Consider the following 18,267-nt stretch of genomic DNA (forward strand, 5'->3'; position numbering starts at 1 on the left):
CCCAGACCCGCCACATCAGGAAGGACCGCCACAGCAGTGACCACCATTGTCGTCGTCGTCCTCCTGGTCGTCCTGCTGCTGGCCGCGCTGCGACTGTGGCTGACGGCCAATCGTCTCGACCGGTTGCACGTCCGGACGGAGGCGGCGTGGGCCGCGCTGGAAGGTGCGTTGTCGCGCCGCATCGTCGCCACCAGGGCGGCCGCCGCGGCCGGTGCATTCTCCGGACCGGACGCCGACCGGCTCCGACAGCTCACCCGTCAGGCCGACCGCGCCGGGCGGGCAACCAGGGCAGATGCGGAGAACGACCTGTCCAGGGCGCTGTCCACCCAACCCCCGGTCAAGGCGGAGCTGGCCGCCGAACTGCTCGATGCGGGGGAGCGGGTGGCGCTGGCCAGGAGCTTCTACAACGACGCCGTCCGGGACACCAGGGCGCTGCGGGCCGTGTGGTTCACCCGGTTGTTCAGACTGGCCGGGCGGGCGGCACTGCCCGATTACTTCGAGATCACCGACCAGGTCTCGGCGAGCGCGTCGGAACGGACCGCCGCGCGGGTGGTGCTCGTCGACGAACGGCAACGAGTGCTGCTCTTCTCCTTCACCGACCCGCAGGGCATTCCCACCTGGTTTCCCACCGGTGGCGGCGTCGAGCCGGGTGAGGACCTCCGTACTGCGGCCGTCCGTGAGCTGTTGGAAGAGACCGGGCTGGTGCTGGCCGCCGACGACCTCGTCGGGCCGATCTGGCGCCGGTCCGCGCAGTTCGTCTTCACCGGGGTGCTCTACGACCAGACAGAGTTCTACTTCACAGCCTGTGCCCCACCGGGTTTCGAGGTCGACATTGCCGGTTTCACCGATGTCGAGCGGCACAGCATCACCGGCTACCGCTGGTTCTCCGCGGCGGATCTGACGTCCTCCACCGACACCTTCTATCCGCTCGAGTTGGCTGCACGGCTGGGTGAGGTCCACCGTGCGTTGGGTCACGAGGGTGTCGCCGGCCGGATGGTCGAGATCAGCTGACCGACATACCTTGTCGACCTGGCAGGGAGGCGTGGGATGCAGAGCGGAGGCGGCCGGCCCATCGGGTGGTGATTCTGCTCGAAGTGGCTCGAAGTTGTGGGCGGCGCGGCGGGTCTGACGCCGGACTCACGGCGTGTCCGCCTACGGTGTGTCATGCGTTCGCACCGAATCCTTGCTGTAGTTGCCGTCTCGATGCTCCTGCTGACGGCCTGTTCGTCGGGTAGTCAGGCGACGTCGACCGCGTCGACCACGCCGGTGGTCAGCAGCCCGGCATCCAGTTCGCCCGCGTCGTCGGCGGCCGTGAGTTCGGCGCCGGCCACCGCGGGAACCACCCCAAGGAAGCCGACTACCGTCCCGAAGACCACGGCGAAGCTCAAACCCGTCGTCAAGCCCGGTCCCGGTGTCGATCCGCTGACGGGCGGCACTCCGAGTCCGAATCCTGTCATCGCCACCAAGATCGACAACACCTACTTCGCCATTCCCCAGTTCGGGGTGGCCGACGCCGACGTCGTTTTCGTCGAACAGGTCGAAGGCGGCCTGACCAGAATCATCGCCGTTTTCCACAGCACGCTGCCGACCGAGGTCGGTCCGGTGCGCAGTGTCCGTTCGACGGACGCCCAGCTGCTGCCCGCTTTCGGCAGGCCGGGTCTGGTGTTCTCCGGTGGTGCCGGAGGCCCGCTCGCCGCTCTGGCCAAGACGGCCATCGTCGACACCTCCGGGCTCGGTTCGGCGTACTTCCGTTCCGACGTGGCGAGTGGCACCTACAACCTGCACGCTGACCTGACGAAGGTCGCAGCCCAAGCGCAGGGCCTCGGCCCGGTCAGGTCGATCGGATTCACCTTCGTCCCGAAGTCGGCGGAAGTCTCTGCGGGCAAAGCAGTCTCGTCGATCCAGGTGGTGATGGAGCAGGGTGAGACCGACTTCAGCTATACCGGCGGTCGGTTCGTGCGGATGCGGAACGGTGAGCAGGTTTCCGACTACCAGGGCCGGCTCGAGACTGCCGACAACGTCCTGGTGATGAACGTCAAGGACACGCCGGACGGCACGGTCGATACGAACGGCGCGCCTTCGTATCTGACCCAGACGGTCGGTTCCGGGACGGTCACCCTCTACCGGGACGGCCGCGCGGTCACCGGGAAGTGGGCTCGGGCATCGGAGACCGCAGCGTTTGCCTTCCGTGACTCCAAGAACAATCCGCTCCCGTTCAAGCCGGGCAAGACGTGGATCATGTTGGCTCCGCAGACCGCTCAGGTCAGCGCCGGCTGATCCGTCTCGAATCGCCCGTCAGGTCAGCGCGGGTCGGATCAGGTTCGAGTTGCCCGTCAGGTGAGCCAGCCGGGCACGTCCGATAGGCGGGCCGCGGCCGCCCGGTCGGCGACCGCCGACAACCGGCGGATGCCGCTGACCAACTTGTCGGCCGGTTGGGTGAACGGGAGCCTTAGGTAGGACTCCATCGTTCCGTCGGGCCCAAACCGTGGGCCGGGTGCGATGCGGACGCCGACCGCGTGAGCCGATCGGGCCAGTTCGGTGGCGAACGGCCCCGGCAGCGCGACCCACAGACTGGCGCCGCCCCGCGGATGACTGACCTTCCACTCGGGTCGAGCCGCGGCCAACTCGGCCGTCAGCACGGCGGCCCCGTCGGCGAGCCGTCTGCTCTGCTGGTCGAGTGCGGCGGTGGGGTCGGCCAGGAAGTGGGCGGCCATCAGCTGTTCCAGGACCGGCCCGGACATGTCGCCGAGTGCTCTGGTGGCGGCCAGCCGATTGATGACGGCCGGCGCGCCCCGGAGCCAGCCGATCCGGAGACCGCCCCACACCGACTTCGACAGGGACCCGAGGGTCAAGACGCGGTGGCCGTCGTCGAACGAGCCCATCCGGGGAGGGAGGGCTCCATGCCCGGGGAACGGCACGTCGCGGAAGGACTCGTCGATCAGCAGGATGGTGTTGCTCGCCTGCGCGGCCTCGACGATCCGGGCTCGGGTGGGACCGTCCATCAGCGCGCCGGTCGGATTCTGGAAATCGGGGATCAGGTAAGCCAGGCGGGGCGCAGTCTGCCGCATGGTCGCCGCGATCAGGTCGGCATCCCACGGCGCGCTGGTGTCCTCGAGTTGCCCTGGTCCCGGCAGGCCGATCGGGCCCGGGATCCGTCGCGCCGCCCGGATCGCGTCGAGCGCGACGGGATAGGTCGGGCATTCGATCATCACCCGATCCCCGGGGACCGAGAGCTCCTGCAGCGCAAGGGTGAAGGCGTGCTGTCCGCCGTTCGTGACGAGGATCTGCTCCGCTGTCGTGGCCAGACCGGCCGCGCTGTAGTGGTCGGCAATGGCCTGCCGCAGGACCGGAAGTCCGAAGGGGGCGTAGCCGCCGCCCGCGGCATAGGCGGGGAGGTCGGCCACCGCCGCCGCGGCGATCCGTTCCAGCGTCCCCTCCGGCGCGGGGAGCGAGGCGACGCTGAGGTCGATCTCGTCGCCGGTCGATCCCGGATAGCCGAACAGCCCCGCCGGACCGATGTCGCCGGTCGTCCGGGGCGGGCCGCCGGTCTCGGGAAGCCGGAGCCGACTGCCGGAACCACGTCGGGAATCGAGCCAGCCCTCGTCCCGGAGCAACGTGTAGGCGGCGGCCACGGTGGTGCGCGAGAGTTGCAGTCCGCTGGCCAGGTCGCGCTCGCTCGGCAGTCCCGAGGTGACGGCAAGACGGCCGTCCAGCACAGCGCTGCGAATCCGGTGGGCCAGCAATCGATAGGCCGGGCCGGCGGCATCCACCGGTTCCGGTCCGAGCCGCCTGGCCAGAGTGGCTGCGGAGATCCTGGCAGTGGACTCGGGGGTCATAGGGCCACTTTCCGCCAATTGGCTATAGAAGTCCAGGCCACTATCGGAAAGGCTTGCCCAGTGACACCACCAGAACACTCCAGCCCGCCGGACTCCGGCGCTCCGATTTCCTGCCCTCCGGACCCGAGTGCTGAGGGCTTCAGCGCCGAGAACTCACCGCCTGTCCGTCGACCGGGCCGCCGATTGCCGTCTTTGCTCATCCCGATCCCGGCCGACCGTCGCGGGCGTCGGTTCAGCCAGTTGATCGTCGGACTACTGCTGTACGGGTTGACCATGGGGCTGATGGTCAGGGCCGTCCTCGGTCTTGACCCGTGGGATGTCTTCCATTCCGGACTGACCCACGTGCTCGCCCGATGGGTCGACATCTCCTACGGCACGGTCATCACCATCGTGTCGGTTCTCGTCCTGCTGCTCTGGATCCCGCTCCGGCAGCGGCCCGGCGTTGGCACACTGCTGAACGCCGCGATCATTGGTTGGACCACCGATGCGACCCTGTCGATCGTGCCGCCGATGGACAACCTGAGCGTGCGCATCGGCCTGCTGGTGCTGGCGGTGCTCGGCAACGCCGTCGCCGGCGGCCTGTACATCGGCGCCGGGCTCGGACCCGGTCCGCGCGACGGTCTGATGACCGGGCTCGTCGCAAGGGGGGTGGGCTCGGTGCGGCTGGTCCGGACCTGTCTGGAGCTCTCGGTGCTCGGCGCCGGGGCTCTGCTGGGCGGTCAGATCGGTTTCGGAACCGCCGTGTACGCAGTGGCGATCGGACCGCTGCTGCAACTCGTGCTCCCCAGACTGACGATCGGTACGGTGCCGATGGACCTCGTCCGGAGGGTGCGCAGGTCTCGGCGGACCCGGCCCGAGCCGTCGGAGACGTAGGATTTCCGGGTTCGGCCGTGGTGACTGACTCACCGGCCGGCTCCATGACCAACTCGCCGGTGATCGATGCTGATCACCCGCACAGATGCGCAAGGGGTACTTCGCACATGAGCGGCCACTCCAAATGGGCTACCACCAAGCACCAGAAGGCGGCCAAGGACGCCAAGCGGAGCAAGGCGTTCGCCAAGCTGATCAAGAACATCGAGGTCGCGGCCCGGATGGGCGGCGGTGACGTCGACGGCAATCCGACGCTGTTCGATGCGATCCAGAAGGCGAAGAAGACCTCCGTCCCGATCGACAACATCAACCGAGCGGTGAAGCGCGGGTCCGGCGCCGAGGCCGGTGGCGCCGAGTACCTGGCGATCACCTACGAGGGATACGGCCCGAACGGTGTCGCCATGATGATCGAGTGCCTCACGGACAACAAGAACCGTGCGGCCAGCGAGGTCCGGGTGGCCGTGACCCGTAACGGCGGTAACATGGCCGACCCTGGATCGGTGGCATACCTGTTCTCCCGCAAGGGACTTGTCGTCGTGCCGAAGGCCAGGGACCTGACCGAGGACGACCTGCTGCTGGCCGTCCTCGATGCCGGCGCCGAGGAGGTGCTCGACTCCGGTGACGTCTTCGACGTCATCTCCGAGGCCACCGACCTGATTGCCGTCCGGACCGCGGTCCAGGACGCCGGCATGGAGTACGACTCGGCCGACCCGACGTTCATCCCGTCCCTCAACGTCCCGCTCGACGCCGAGGGCGCCCGCAAGGTGATGAAGCTGATCGACGCCATCGAGGACCTGGACGACGTGCAGAACGTCTACACCAACGCCGAGATCCCCGACGAGGTACTTGCCGAACTCGACGAGGACTAGGCGCCGCAGGACGAGGCGCTCGCAGCCCCTCAAGCACGTCGGCTGCGGCGGGTTCGTCGCGCTTGTCAACTTCGCCGGCGCTCATGAACGGGTTGACTCGCGTCCCACCAGGCAAATTGTCGGCACCTTCGTCAGCGCATTCGATGTTGATGAGCGCGGGCGTGGCGCGGGCGATCCGGCCGGGCGGGCCGGGTAACGTCCCTCGGACAAGTGTTCGGGCGGGTGCGCCCGACGGTGAGGGTGGTGTCTGTGCGAGTGCTCGGTGTCGACCCAGGGCTGACCCGGTGCGGAGTCGGGGTCGTCGACGGCGGGCCCGGCAAGAAGCCGACCCTGGTCGAGGTGCTGGTGGTCAGGACCCCCGCCGAGGACGACATCGCCCACCGTCTACTCGCGGTCGCCGTGCGGATCGAGGCGATGATGGACCTCCATCGACCGGACACCGTCGCGATCGAGCGTGTCTTCAGCCAGTCCAACGTCCGGACGGTGATGGGGACCGCGCAGGCTGCCGGGGTGGTGGCTCTGGCCGCGGCGCGGCGCGGCATCCCGGTCGCCTGGCACACGCCCAGCGAGGTGAAGGCGGCGGTCTCCGGCAACGGGAATGCCGACAAGGCACAGGTCACGGCGATGGTCACCCGCCTGCTCCGACTGGACGCCGCCCCCAAACCGGCTGACGCGGCCGACGCCCTTGCCCTTGCCATCTGCCACCTCTGGCGGTCGCCGATGCAGGCCAGGCTGGCAGCCGCACTCGCCGGCCCCGCACTCGCAGCGCGGCCCGCCGGACTGTCGGGGCGGACTGGACCATCGGGTCGGACCGGACTGTCGGGCCGGACCGGAATGATGGGCCGATGATCGCCTCCGTCCGCGGCACCGTCACCGCCATCACCCTCGACCATGCCGTCATCGAGGTGGGCGGCGTCGGACTGGCGATCCGGGCGACGCCGTCCACCCTCGCCGGCCTGCGCCGCGGCGAGCAGGCCCGACTGGCGACGACGCTGGTCGTCAGAGAGGATTCGCTGACTCTCTTCGGGTTCGCCTCCGATGCCGCGAAGGAACTCTTCGAGCTGGTCCAGTCGGTCTCCGGCGTTGGCCCGAAGATCGCGCTCGCACTCATCGCCGTGCTCGAACCGGAGGAGTTGCGCCGTGCCCTGGGCTCCAGCGACTACCCGACCCTGATGCGTGCGCCCGGGATCGGTCGCAAGGGCGCCGAACGGCTGGTCCTGGAGTTGCGCGACAAGGTCGGCGTCGTGGCCGGCAGCGCCACTACCAGCGGCCCCGGGCCGGCCGCGGCCTGGCGGCCCAAGCTGTCGGAAGCGTTGGTAGGACTGGGTTTCAGTACGAAACAGGCCGACGACACGATGGCCGTCCTGGCCTCCGATACCGAGGATCCCGCCGTGGTCGACGGCGATGTCGGGCTGCTGCTCCGTCGTGCCCTCGGGCTGCTCGGGCGGCATCGGTGACGGTTCCGGAGGAGGGTGAGGGGCAGCTCGATCCGGGCCGGCTGCCCGGTGACGCCGAGGTCGAGGCCTCGCTCCGCCCGCGGACGTTGGGGGAGTTCGTCGGTCAGGTCCGGGTGCGCGAACAGCTGGAACTCGTGCTGTCCGCGGCCAAGCTCCGCGCCGCCGTGCCCGATCACATCCTGCTGGCGGGCCCGCCCGGTCTCGGCAAGACCTCGCTCGCGATGATCATCGCTGCCGAGTTGGGCGCTGCCATCCGGCTCACCTCCGGCCCAGCGCTCGAACGGGCCGGCGACCTGGCTGCGATGCTCTCCAACCTCGTCGATGGCGACGTCCTCTTCATCGACGAGATCCACCGGATCGCCAGACCCGCCGAAGAGATGCTGTACCTCGCGATGGAGGATTTCCGGGTCGACGTGATGGTCGGCAAAGGCCCCGGAGCCACGTCCATCCCGTTGGACATCGCGCCCTTCACCCTGGTCGGCGCCACCACGAGGTCGGGTCAGCTGACCTCGCCCCTCCGGGATCGTTTCGGTTTCACGGCGCACATGGAGTTCTACTCACCGGCCGAACTGCTGCGGGTGATCACCCGGAGTGCCGGCATCCTGGGCATCGACCTGCCTGCCGACGCCGGTGCCGAGATCGCCAAGCGATCGAGGGGCACCCCCCGGATCGCCAACCGTCTGCTGCGTCGGGTTCGGGACTTCGCGCAGGTCAGGGCCGGTGGGGTAGCCAATCTGCACGTGGCCCGCGCCGCGTTGAAGGTCTACGACGTCGACGAGCTCGGACTCGACCGCCTTGACCGTGCTGTCCTGACGGCCCTGTGCCGGTCGTTCGGCGGGGGACCGGTCGGCCTCACCACGCTCGCAGTGGCCGTCGGCGAGGAGCCGACCACCGTGGAGGAGGTGTGCGAGCCGTTCCTGGTCCGCCTCGGAATGCTGGCCCGCACGCCTCGGGGCCGCGTCGCCACGCCGCTCGCCTGGTCGCACCTGGGCCTCAAACCCACCGGCGCGACTGCCTTCACGGGTGTGCTGTTCGACGACGAAGGTTGATCCGGGCAGGTCAGGCCGCATGACGATGAGCGATTCCCGCTGTGAAGGTCGGTCGCGGCTGCACGCTGACGTGATCTGCATCGGCTACCCTGGCAATAGTCCGGATGTGGCTGTCGGCTGCGTGTGGTCGAATTGTTGCTGGGCGTCGCCCGGCGGAACTTCGTCCGGACGCCGATCGTTGGGTGTGCACGCTCGCCGTACGCCGGCCCTCGTGTACCTCGCGATCCAGGCGCGGGCGGGGGAACCACCCTCAGATCGACAACGGGCCGGGTCGGCCCGCAGTTCGTGACTCACAGCTCTTCAGCAGTTCCAGAAGACAGCGGCCCCTCGGTCGTCGTCAAGGCAATCTCTTGCAAGGAGAAGCATGCAGAACTTCGCGCTCTTGATCCTGATGTTCGGCGCAATCGGCGTGATGATGGTTTTCGGCTCCCGCAACAAGAAGAAGATGGCCGCCAAGGCCGCCGAATTGCAGGCCTCCATGGTCCCGGGCACCAGGGTGATGACCACCTCGGGCATGCATGCGACCGTCACGGCGATCGCCGACGACACCATCGAGCTGGAGATCGCACCCGGTATCTACACCACCTGGGTGCGAGCCGCCGTGCGTGAGATCGTCGTCGCCGCCCCCGAGGACCTTGAAGATGCCGATTTCGCCGAAACCGAGTACAGCGAGCTCGACGAGGCCGACCTGAACCAGCTGTCCGGCCAGGACGTCGAACCGATCCACGACGATCACCCCTCCTTGGAGAAGCGCACCAACGCGTCGTTGGAGAAGCGGACCAACGACGTCGGCTAGGCTTCCCGACCGCACCGAGCGGTGCCGGGTCCGACAGTCGGGATTGCATCGACAGTGGGGCGCCGGTCTGACGAACGACTCCCGGCTGGATGGCCGCTGGTCGCGAACTAACGCATTGAGGAGATTGGCGCGACGTGGCAAGCCCTGCTGGTCAGTTCCGACCATGGCGGTTGATCACCGCTTTTGTGATCGTGACGGCCGTTCTGTACGCCCTGGTGTTCTTCACGAAGGGCTCCAACGCTCCGAAGCTCGGCATCGACCTCCAGGGTGGCACCCAGATCACCCTGACGGCAGAGACGTTGGACGGGAAGGCTCCGTCGTCCTCCTCCATGCAGCAGGCGCAACAGATCATGGTCAGGCGGGTCAACGGCTCCGGTGTGGCCGGCGCCCAGGTGCAGATCGACGGGTCCAACCAGCTTGTCGTCACCGTTCCCGGCAACAACGATCTGCCAGGACTGACGGCATCAGCGCGGCTGAACATCCGCCCCCATGTGGCGCAGGGCTACGACTACGCGCTCGTGTCGGCGGCTACGGCCACCACCACGGGTGCAAAGGCCAGCGGAGCAGCGACGTCGGGGGCAGCCTCTTCGGTCCCGGCCCTATCGGGGGCTGCGACCTCCAAGGCCGGTGAGACGGTCGCGGGTCAGTCCGCCCCGGCCACCTCGGCCCAGGGTCTCCGTGCTGGCGCCGCTGCCACGACGGGTGCTGCGACCAAGCCTGCTGCGACCAAGCCTGCTGCGACCAAGCCTGCTGCGACCAAGCCTGCTGCGACCAAGGCCGCGACCGCTTTGGCCACTCCCACGACTGCTCCCTCGACCCCGAAGTCGGCGGGCGCTGCTGCGTCGTCGGCACCGGCGTCCTCCGGCGCTGCCGCATCGGGCGCGGTTTCGTCGGGTGCCGTGTCGTCGGGTGCCGTGTCCTCTGGCGCTGCGGCATCCTCCGCAGCAGTGCCGCCCAAGTCGGCCTGGCCGATCGCCGGTAGTGACCCGGCGAACCCGAACCAGCCCCTCGCCAAGGACGCGACCGGGTGGACGGCCTGGCTGACCGCTGCGCAGACGGCTGTCACCAACAGCACCGTCAGCTGCGCGGACATCAAGAAGAAGGAGGGCCAGGACGATCTGTCGCGCCCCCTGCTGGCCTGCGGCTCCGACTCGGATACGAATCTGAAAGCTGCGGTCTTCCTGCTCGGACCGACACTGATCCCGGGGGACCAGATCTCGGGTGCCACGGCGGGGCTGGACCAGACCGGCAGCAGCGGCTGGGTCATCAACGTGACCTTCGATTCCGCCGGCTTCAAGACCTGGTCGACCTATACGGCCAACAACGTCGGCAAGCAGACCGCGTTCACCCTGGACGGCGTGGTGATTTCCGATCCGTCCATCAGCGGCCCGATCAACACGGTGACCACCCTGATCACCGGCACCTTCACCCAGGCCAGCGCCACCAGCCTGGCCAACTCGCTGAACTTCGGCGCCCTTCCCTTGAACTTCGTGCAGGGCACCTCGACCAGCATCAGCGCCGAACTCGGATTCCAGTACCTGCAGGCGGGTCTGATCGCCGGAGGCATCGGGTTGCTCCTGGTGATCGTCTACTGCATCGCCTACTACCGGCTCCTGGGCCTGATCACCATCGGCTCGCTGGTCCTGTCGGGTGGTCTGGTCTACGCGATCATGGTGCTGCTCGGACGCTGGATCGATCTCAGTCTCGACCTGGCCGGGGTCGCCGGTCTGATCGTGGCCATCGGTATCACGGCCGACTCGTTCGTCATCTACTTCGAACGATTGAAGGACGAGGTCCGGGAGGGCCGCACCTTCCGATCGGCGGTCCCGCGTGGTTGGGAGCGGGCGAAGCGCACCATCCTGTCGGCCGACGCCGTGTCGTTCCTGTCCGCCATCGTCCTGTACCTGGTCGCAGTCGGCGACGTGAAGGGTTTCGCCTTCACGTTGGGTCTGTCCACGGTGCTCGACCTGGTGGTCGTCTACCTGGTGACGCATCCCCTTGTCGCGCTGGCGTCCGGTAGCAAGATCTTCAACTCGGCCCGGTACTCCGGGCTGGGCGCCGTGGCTGCCGCCGGTGCCCGTCAACGAGCCGCCACTGCGCGACTGACCGCGAAAGAGGCCTGAGATGGCACCCGAGGCCACCGCCACCAAGCCCGGTGAAGAAGTCAGCCACGACGAGATAGTCAGGCTGAACAAGGCGATCCACACCGGCAGTTTCATCTCCCGGCTGACCACCGGGACCGGTGCGTTCGACATCCTGGGCAAGCGCCGCTACTACTACATGTTCTCCGGCTTCCTGGTGGTCGCCTCGATCCTGGTCATCATCATCCGGGGCTTCCATCTGGGCACCGACTTCGCCGGCGGTACCAAGTTCACCTTCATCCCCAGTTCCAACGTGGCGGGCGCGAACACCGAGCGGGTGACCGAGGTGCTCGACAAGGCCATCGGATCCGACCTGGTCGAGAAGGTCCAGACTCTGGGCGGCAACACCGTCCAGGCCACCCTCAAGGCGCTGACCGGCCAGCAGGTCATCGCCGGCAAGGACGCCCTCAACACGACGTTCACCCCAGTGGGTGGAGTGTCCGCGTCCGATGTCTCGTCAACCTGGGGCGCCCAGATCTCAGACCGGGCAATCCTGGCCGTCATCATCTTCCTCATCCTGGTCGGGGTGTTCATCTGGGTCAGGTACGAGAAGCGTGCCGCAGCGGCCGCAGTGCTGTCCACCGTGCACGACGTCCTGGTGACAGCAGGGATCTATGCTCTTGCCGGCTTCGAGGTGACTCCTGCCACCGTCATCGGCCTGTTGACCATCCTCGGGTTCTCGCTCTACGACACCGTCGTCGTCTACGACAAGGTGCAGGAGAACGCCAAGGGCCTCACCTCGCTGCTGCGCCGCAACTATGCGGAGTCGGCGAACCTGGCCTTGAACCAGACCATCATGCGATCGCTCAACACCTCGCTGATCGCGCTGCTGCCCGTGGCCGGTCTGCTCGTCGCGGGTGTGGCCGTGCTCGGCGGCGGCACGCTCAAGGATCTGGCGCTCGTGCTGCTGGTCGGCATGCTGGTCGGCGCCTACTCCTCGATCTTCGTCGCGGTCCCGGTCGCGGTCGACCTGAAGATCCGGGAGCCGGTGATCAAAGCCCACACCGCACGGGTGCTCGCCAAACGCCGGGCCGACGGCACCATCGTCGACGCCGACGGAGATCCGGTGGGACACAAGACGTCCACTGGTACGGAGCACGTTCGGCGTTCCACCGTTGTTGCTCCGCCCGTGGTGCCGGGGATGAAGGCCGGAGCTCCGCCCAAGCCTGGCGTCAAGCCGCAGCGGGCCGGTCGTCCGGTGGTAGCGAAGCCCCTGGTTTCACCGGTGGCGCCGAAGATCGCCTCCAAGCGGCTTGGCGCCAAGCCCGCAGGTCCGTCCGGTGCGGCTGCGTCGACCTCGTCAAACTCCGCGGCCTCTGCGCGAGCCGAGCGGCCCGCGCACGGAGAGGCATCGGATGCTTCGGCGTCCCTCGTCGATACTGCCCCGGCTGTAGGCGCTCCGGCTGTCGACGCCGCGACCGATACGGCGATCGACGCGGCCGTCGGCGGATCGGTGAGCAGTCGTAGCCCGGGTTCCGCCAAGAGCACCGGCAAGGTTGCCCGTCCATCGGGCAAGGCAACTCGGCCCACGGGCAAGCGTGGTCGCTGATCGACCGGGCACGTCCGGTCGCCAGGCCGCGACCGGTGTTGGTTCGGTGAGCGCGGGAGAGGCGATCGATCGGCTGACCCGCGTCCAGCAGGATTTTCCGGTACCGGGCGTGTTGTTCCGCGACCTGACTCCGGTGCTCGCTGACGCCGCTGCCCTGCGGGCCATCGGGGCCGAGCTGCCGATCGGTTTCGGGCCGGTCGACGTGGTGGCCGGGCTCGAGTCGCGAGGATTTCTGCTGGCCACCGCGGTGGCGATGACGCTGGGGACCGGCGTGCTCGCGGTCCGCAAACCCGGGAAGCTGCCGGGGGTGCTGCTGCGCGAGGAGTACGAGCTCGAGTACGGCACTGCTGCGCTGGAGCTCAATCCGGATGACGTCGTTTTCGGCTCCAGGGTCCTCGTGGTCGACGACGTGCTCGCCACCGGAGGAACCGCCGCCGCCGCCTGCCGGCTGCTGCGGGCTGCCGGCGGGACTGTTGTCGGGGTGGCGGTGGCCATCGAGTTGGTCGGGTTGAAAGGTAGATCCCAGCTATCCGGAATTCCGGTGCATGCCCTCCGCGTGTGCTGAGCACGGTGGGTACCGGCGGGGGGGTTCCCACGCTGCGGAATGGTCGGTCACCCCGGCGGCGTTAAACTCGACAAGGTTCTCGTTCATCCGACGGGTCCGTTCGAGGGGGGTGTCCCGATGAGTTCCGAACCGGTGGAAACCCCGAAGCCGGGCCACCCCGCGCCCGCGCTTGCGGTGGTCCCGCCGATCCGGAGGGCATGGCCTGACGGCGCGGCGACTGATGCTACGACGCTCGACGTCGTCGAAACCGAGTCTCCCCCTCCCGAACTCGCAGGTGCTGCGTCGCGGGCACCCGCCCCGAAACCCGCACCGGCGCCCCTGGTGCCGCCGCGTTCTGCCCCGACGGCCGCTGCGCGGTCGAAGACCGTCGCGACGCCCCCGGGGCAGCCAGCAGCGCAGTCGGAGACCACGGCCGCGCCGTCGGAGACCACGGCCGCGCCGTCGGAGACCACGGCCGCGCCGTCGCGGGCCATCGCGACGCGGTCGGAGGTGACGGCGCTGGGGTCGGAGACCGCGGCAGGTCCGTCGCGGACCACCTCACCGTCCGGCTCGGCGCTGACCTCGGCAACCCCGGTCGTCCGGACTGCTGCATCCGGGTCGGTCGTCGCGCGATCGTCGACGCACGCGCCCGTGGCGAAGGCCCCGCCAACCGGGCCCATCGTGTCGGCAGCGACCCGGCCGCGCCCGGGAGCCGTGCCGGTGAAGGTGGCCGACGAGGTCGATCCGTCACCGGACAGTCCACCACAGGCGATGTCGGCCACGAGACGCATGCGGTCCCGGCTGACGCGCCGTATGAGCGGCCAGCGCACCCCGGCTGCGACCGGCCGTACCGTGCTGGAGCCCTTGTTCGCCGTTCATCGATCGCTACACCCGAAGGCCGACCTGAAGGTCATCCAGCACGCCTACGAGGTCGCCGAGGTGGCGCACCGCGAGCAGTTCCGCAAGTCGGGCGACCCGTACATCACCCATCCACTCGCGGTCGCGACGATCCTTGCGGACCTGGGCATGGACACCACGACGCTGGTCGCCGCGCTGCTGCACGACACGGTCGAGGACACCGACTACACGCTAGACATGGTCAAGAGCGATTTCTCCGAGGAGGTCGCGCACCTCGTCGACGGCGTCACCAAGCTCGACAAGGTCCACTTCGGCGATGCAGCCGAGGCTGAAACCATCCGCAAGATGATCATCGCGATGGCGCAGGACCCCCGGGTGCTGGTCATCAAGTTGGCCGACCGTCTGCACAACATGCGGACCATGCGTTTCCTCGCGCCGGACAAGCAGGCTCGCAAGGCGAAGGAGACCCTGGAGGTCCTGGCCCCGCTGGCCCACCGTCTCGGCATGGCGACCGTCAAGTGGGAGCTCGAGGATCTGGCGTTCGCGATCCTGCACTCGAAGCGGTACGACGAGATCGTGCGGCTGGTCGCCGATCGTGCCCCTTCGCGTGACACCTACCTTGCGGCGGTGACCGAGGAGCTGAATGCCGAGCTCGGTGCGGCCAAGATCCCGGCCGAGGTGGTCGGTCGCGGCAAGCACTACTACTCCATCTACCAGAAGATGCAGGTGAGGGGTCGTGAATTCGACGAGATCCACGACCTCGTCGCCGTCCGGATCCTGGTCAGTACGGTCCGGGAGTGCTATGCCGTGATGGGTGTCGTCCATGCCATGTGGGCGCCGATGCCCGGCCGGTTCAAGGACTACATCGCCCAGCCGAGGTACGGCGTCTACCAGTCGCTGCACACCACCGTCATCGGACCGCAGGGAAAGCCGCTCGAGGTCCAGATCCGCACGCTCGAGATGCACCACACCGCCGAATACGGGATTGCATCGCACTGGCGGTACAAGGAGACGAAGGGGACGCATACCGGCGCCGGGGCCTCGGTCGACGAGATGGCCTGGATGCGTCAGTTGCTCGACTGGCAGCGGGAGGCCGGCGACGCCGGCGAATTCCTGGACAACCTGCGGTACGAGATCGCCTCGAACGATATATTCGTGTTCACGCCGAAGGGCGATATCCATACCCTCCCGGCGGGTTCCACGCCAGTGGATTTTGCGTACGCGGTGCACACCGAGGTCGGAAATCGATGTATCGGCGCAAAGGTCGACGGTCGACTCGTCGCATTGGAACGCACGCTGACCAATGGTCAGATCATCGAGATCTTCACCTCGAAAGCTGCCGGCGCCGGACCGAGTCGGGACTGGCTGAACTTCGTGGTGTCGTCCCGGGCAAAGACGAAGATCCGTCAGCATTTCGCCAAGGAGCGGCGGGAAGAGGCCGTCGATCTCGGTAAGGAAGCGATTACCAAGGCTGCCCGCCGCGAAGGACTCCCGGTGCAGCGGCTGATCTCCCACGATGCCCTTGCCGCAGCCGGGCACGATCTCGGATTCAAGGACATCGCTGCCCTGTACGCGGCCGTCGGTGAGAATCACGTATCTGCGAAAACTGTTGTCGCCAAGGTTGTGTCGATTCTCGGCGGGGCAGAGGAGGCCGGCGACGCGATCGCCGAACGTTCCGTTCCGTCGGTCGCGCGACGACCACGGCCGACCACCGACGTCGGCGTCCTCGTCAAGGGAATTTCCGATATCCAACTGAAACTCGCACGCTGCTGCACCCCGGTGCCCGGGGACAAGATCCTCGGATTCATCACCAAGGGTGGGGCGGTATCGGTGCATCGCGTCGATTGCACGAATGCCGATGCGCTACGGGCCGAATCCGCCCGTCTTGTGGACGTCAGCTGGGATCCGAATTCGGCATCCGTTTTCCTGGTCACCATTCAGGTTGAGGCGCTGGACCGCCATCGTTTGCTGTCCGACATCACCAAAACCTTGGCCGATGAGAAGGTCAACATCCTGTCTGCCAATCTGTCCATGTCGAAGGACAGAATGGCGATCTCGAGATTCTCATTCGAGATGGCCGACCCCAAACACCTGGGGCACCTGCTACGGACCGTCCGCGGTGTCGAGGGCGTCTACGACGTCTACAGGGTCACCAGCGCCTGACGCCCGGCCGGGGCCGCTCGGCGCCAAGTCCGCCACTCCGGTCCCTGTCCAGACGGGTGCTCCGGTCCGTTGCGGACCCACAATCGCCCGGCGCATACCGAAGTGACCGAAATAGGCCGTTTTGGTGCACATTCGGTCACTTCGGTATGCGCCGGGCAGTCCGGTATGCGCCGGCAAGGCATGAATGCCCACCTGGCCTGTATGCGCACCAGGACGCGCAACGTCTGTCCCGGTCCTGACCCGCCGGGCGGCGGGGTTGGTCGATACCGTGCGCCCGGCGGTGCTACTTGGTGGCAGCAGTCACCGGAGCAGTGGCAGCTGTTGCGGGGGCGGTGGCACCAGACCCGACGACCGCCGTCTCGGGCGCGCCCGCGCTGGAGGACGTCACGTACGTCCCGGTGGCGGTCAGGGCGTCGGACGGGACCGTCACGGAGTCGATGACGGCTTTGCCGACCGGTGCGCCGTCCTGGGCGTTGTTCTTCACGCCCTGGGCGGCGATCGCCTCGACCACGGCCATGCCGGCGTCGGAGACCTTGCCGAACACGGTGTAGTTGGGCGACAGCGTCGAGTCCTTGTAGACGATGAAGAACTGCGATCCGTTGGTGTTCTGACCGGAGTTCGCCATCGCGATGGTGCCCTTGGGATAGGTCTTCGTCTTGGTCAGCTCGTCGGCGAAGGTGTAGCCAGGCCCGCCGTTGCCGACCCCGGACGGGTCGCCGCACTGCAGGATGTCGAGGGCCGAATTGCCGGTCAGGCGCCAGCACGGGGAGTTGTCGTAGAAGCCCTGCGAGGCCAGGGAGGCGAACGAGTTGACGGTGCAGGGAGCGGCCGCGCGGTCGAGGGTGACGTCTACCTTCTGGCCGTTCACGTTGATGGTGGCGGCCAGGGTGCCCGTGTTCGCGGGGGACAGGTTGGTCGGCGCCTTGACCGCCTTGGCGGCCTTGCCGGCGGTCGTGTACGTGCACGGCGTCTTCGGCACGGCCGCGCTACTGGACACGGTCGGCGTCGTCGTGCCGCTGTCGGTGTTGCCGGTCGCGGTGTTGTCGGTGTTCCGACTGGTGAAGTACCAGATACCGCCAGCCACCACGAGGACCGTGGCGACGACACCGATGACGATCAGGCGCTGGCGACGGCTCTGCTCCCGCTCCTGGCGGCGGACGAGTTGGCGCTCAAGCTTCCGCTTGGCTGCTTCGCGTCGCTGCTGGTTGCTCGGCACTGTCATCCTCCTGCGAAGTTCACGTCAGCCTGGTCGAACGTGACAGGCCCCGGCGGGTGAGTCTAGGTGACGCGCAGACAGGGCTCTGGCGCAAACCGATGTGAACCGGCTGTGCGTGGCTGCACCACCAGCGGAAAATGCCTCCCGCCCACCACGGGCAAAGCCGTTGAGCAGCCGCGTTAGGGTGGAGCGGTGTTCATCGCAGGGTTTCCAGCTGGGTCGTTCCAGGCCAACTGCTACGTCATCGGTACCGACCGCGGCGGCGACGCGCTGGTGGTCGACCCAGGCCAGGACGCCTTCGAGCAGCTGACCGCGGTCCTGGCCGAGCACCGGATGAGGCCGGTCGCTGTGCTGCTGACACACGGTCATCTCGATCACACCGCCTCGGCGGCGCAGATCTGCGCGAGCCTGGACATCCCGGCCTACCTGCACGGCGCCGACGAGTTCATGCTCGACGATCCGCTGGCCGGCCTGTCCCCCCAGGCGAGGGTGATGCTGGTTGATTTTGACCTCACCGGTCTGCGCCCCGACACCGTGACCAGCCTGACCAGCGTCGACGAACTCCAGCTGGCGGGCCTCACCATGGCGGTGGATCACACCCCGGGCCATACCGGTGGCTGCGTGACCTATCGGTTCGCCGCCGCCGATGGCCGCCCCGAGGTCCTGCTCACCGGCGACACCCTGTTCGCCGGGTCGGTGGGTCGGACCGACCTGCCCGGTGGCTCGACCGACCAGCTGATGATCTCCATCGAGCGACATCTGCTGACCCGCGCCGACGACGCCGTCGTGCTGCCGGGTCACGGGCCCACCAGCACCATCGGCGACGAACGCCGCACCAACCCCTTCCTGACCGGCCTGGCGCTCAGCTGACCGGACGGCAAACGGCCGGCCGCACAGCTGACCGGCCGGCACCGAACAA

The 18,267-nt window shown here is 67.9% G+C and carries 16 protein-coding genes; 13 read left to right on the forward strand and 3 right to left on the reverse strand.

What is annotated here, in order from left to right; genetic code table 11:
• Window positions 1-36 precede the first annotated feature (36 nt).
• Both ABIB25_RS16770 and ABIB25_RS16775 read left to right on the forward strand, forming a co-directional pair.
• The gene (locus tag ABIB25_RS16770; RefSeq protein ID WP_354529623.1) at window positions 37-1,011 is read left to right on the forward strand and encodes an NUDIX hydrolase; all 975 of its coding nucleotides are present in this window, start codon (window positions 37-39) and stop codon (window positions 1,009-1,011) included.
• Window positions 1,012-1,164: 153 nt separating this feature from the next.
• Window positions 1,165-2,277 carry a DUF3048 domain-containing protein gene (locus ABIB25_RS16775; protein ID WP_354529624.1) on the forward strand — a complete coding sequence of 371 codons (1,113 nt, stop codon included), beginning with the start codon at window positions 1,165-1,167 and terminating at the stop codon, window positions 2,275-2,277.
• A 56-nt stretch (window positions 2,278-2,333) separates the two neighbouring features.
• On the opposite strand, the gene yczR is transcribed toward ABIB25_RS16775, so the two are convergent.
• Window positions 2,334-3,836: a MocR-like transcription factor YczR gene (gene yczR / locus ABIB25_RS16780; protein ID WP_354529625.1), complete on the reverse strand. Its 1,503-nt coding sequence runs from the start codon at window positions 3,834-3,836 to the stop codon at window positions 2,334-2,336.
• A 192-nt stretch (window positions 3,837-4,028) separates the two neighbouring features.
• Between yczR and yczE the strand changes: the two genes are divergently transcribed.
• From yczE to ABIB25_RS16825, 9 genes are all read left to right on the forward strand, one after another.
• The gene (gene yczE / locus ABIB25_RS16785) at window positions 4,029-4,709 is read left to right on the forward strand and encodes a membrane protein YczE (protein WP_354529626.1); all 681 of its coding nucleotides are present in this window, start codon (window positions 4,029-4,031) and stop codon (window positions 4,707-4,709) included.
• Window positions 4,710-4,816: 107 nt separating this feature from the next.
• Window positions 4,817-5,575, forward strand: coding sequence for a YebC/PmpR family DNA-binding transcriptional regulator (locus ABIB25_RS16790; protein ID WP_354529627.1), 759 nt, complete (start codon window positions 4,817-4,819; stop codon window positions 5,573-5,575).
• Window positions 5,576-5,824: 249 nt separating this feature from the next.
• Window positions 5,825-6,424: a crossover junction endodeoxyribonuclease RuvC gene (gene ruvC, locus ABIB25_RS16795; protein ID WP_354529724.1), complete on the forward strand. Its 600-nt coding sequence runs from the start codon at window positions 5,825-5,827 to the stop codon at window positions 6,422-6,424.
• Window positions 6,421-7,032, forward strand: coding sequence for a Holliday junction branch migration protein RuvA (gene ruvA / locus ABIB25_RS16800; RefSeq protein ID WP_354529628.1), 612 nt, complete (start codon window positions 6,421-6,423; stop codon window positions 7,030-7,032). Before ruvC ends, ruvA begins: the two co-directional genes overlap by 4 nt.
• Before the next feature lie 41 nt (window positions 7,033-7,073).
• Window positions 7,074-8,081, forward strand: coding sequence for a Holliday junction branch migration DNA helicase RuvB (ruvB, locus tag ABIB25_RS16805; RefSeq protein WP_502919834.1), 1,008 nt, complete (start codon window positions 7,074-7,076; stop codon window positions 8,079-8,081).
• A gap of 364 nt (window positions 8,082-8,445) precedes the next feature.
• Window positions 8,446-8,877 (forward strand): preprotein translocase subunit YajC, encoded by a 432-nt coding sequence (gene yajC, locus ABIB25_RS16810; protein WP_354529630.1) that lies wholly within the window; start codon window positions 8,446-8,448, stop codon window positions 8,875-8,877.
• A 134-nt stretch (window positions 8,878-9,011) separates the two neighbouring features.
• The gene (gene secD, locus ABIB25_RS16815; RefSeq protein WP_354529631.1) at window positions 9,012-11,000 is read left to right on the forward strand and encodes a protein translocase subunit SecD; all 1,989 of its coding nucleotides are present in this window, start codon (window positions 9,012-9,014) and stop codon (window positions 10,998-11,000) included.
• Window position 11,001: 1 nt separating this feature from the next.
• Window positions 11,002-12,567, forward strand: coding sequence for a protein translocase subunit SecF (gene secF / locus ABIB25_RS16820; RefSeq protein WP_354529632.1), 1,566 nt, complete (start codon window positions 11,002-11,004; stop codon window positions 12,565-12,567).
• A gap of 46 nt (window positions 12,568-12,613) precedes the next feature.
• Window positions 12,614-13,132 (forward strand): adenine phosphoribosyltransferase, encoded by a 519-nt coding sequence (locus tag ABIB25_RS16825; protein ID WP_354529633.1) that lies wholly within the window; start codon window positions 12,614-12,616, stop codon window positions 13,130-13,132.
• 83 nt (window positions 13,133-13,215) lie between these two features.
• Here the strand turns inward: ABIB25_RS16825 and ABIB25_RS16830 are convergent, their stop codons facing one another.
• Window positions 13,216-13,902: a hypothetical protein gene (locus ABIB25_RS16830; protein WP_354529634.1), complete on the reverse strand. Its 687-nt coding sequence runs from the start codon at window positions 13,900-13,902 to the stop codon at window positions 13,216-13,218.
• Between ABIB25_RS16830 and ABIB25_RS16835 the strand changes: the two genes are divergently transcribed.
• Window positions 13,883-16,132 (forward strand): RelA/SpoT family protein, encoded by a 2,250-nt coding sequence (locus tag ABIB25_RS16835; RefSeq protein ID WP_354529635.1) that lies wholly within the window; start codon window positions 13,883-13,885, stop codon window positions 16,130-16,132. The genes ABIB25_RS16830 and ABIB25_RS16835 overlap by 20 nt on opposite strands.
• Window positions 16,133-16,415: 283 nt before the next feature.
• Here the strand turns inward: ABIB25_RS16835 and ABIB25_RS16840 are convergent, their stop codons facing one another.
• Window positions 16,416-17,354: a peptidylprolyl isomerase gene (locus tag ABIB25_RS16840; RefSeq protein WP_354529636.1), complete on the reverse strand. Its 939-nt coding sequence runs from the start codon at window positions 17,352-17,354 to the stop codon at window positions 16,416-16,418.
• Between the two features lie 186 nt (window positions 17,355-17,540).
• Between ABIB25_RS16840 and ABIB25_RS16845 the strand changes: the two genes are divergently transcribed.
• Window positions 17,541-18,218: an MBL fold metallo-hydrolase gene (locus ABIB25_RS16845; protein WP_354529638.1), complete on the forward strand. Its 678-nt coding sequence runs from the start codon at window positions 17,541-17,543 to the stop codon at window positions 18,216-18,218.
• Window positions 18,219-18,267: the final 49 nt, after the last annotated feature.

The sequence above is a fragment of the Nakamurella sp. UYEF19 genome, from assembly GCF_040546275.1.
Classification (GTDB): Bacteria; Actinomycetota; Actinomycetes; order Mycobacteriales; family Nakamurellaceae; genus Nakamurella.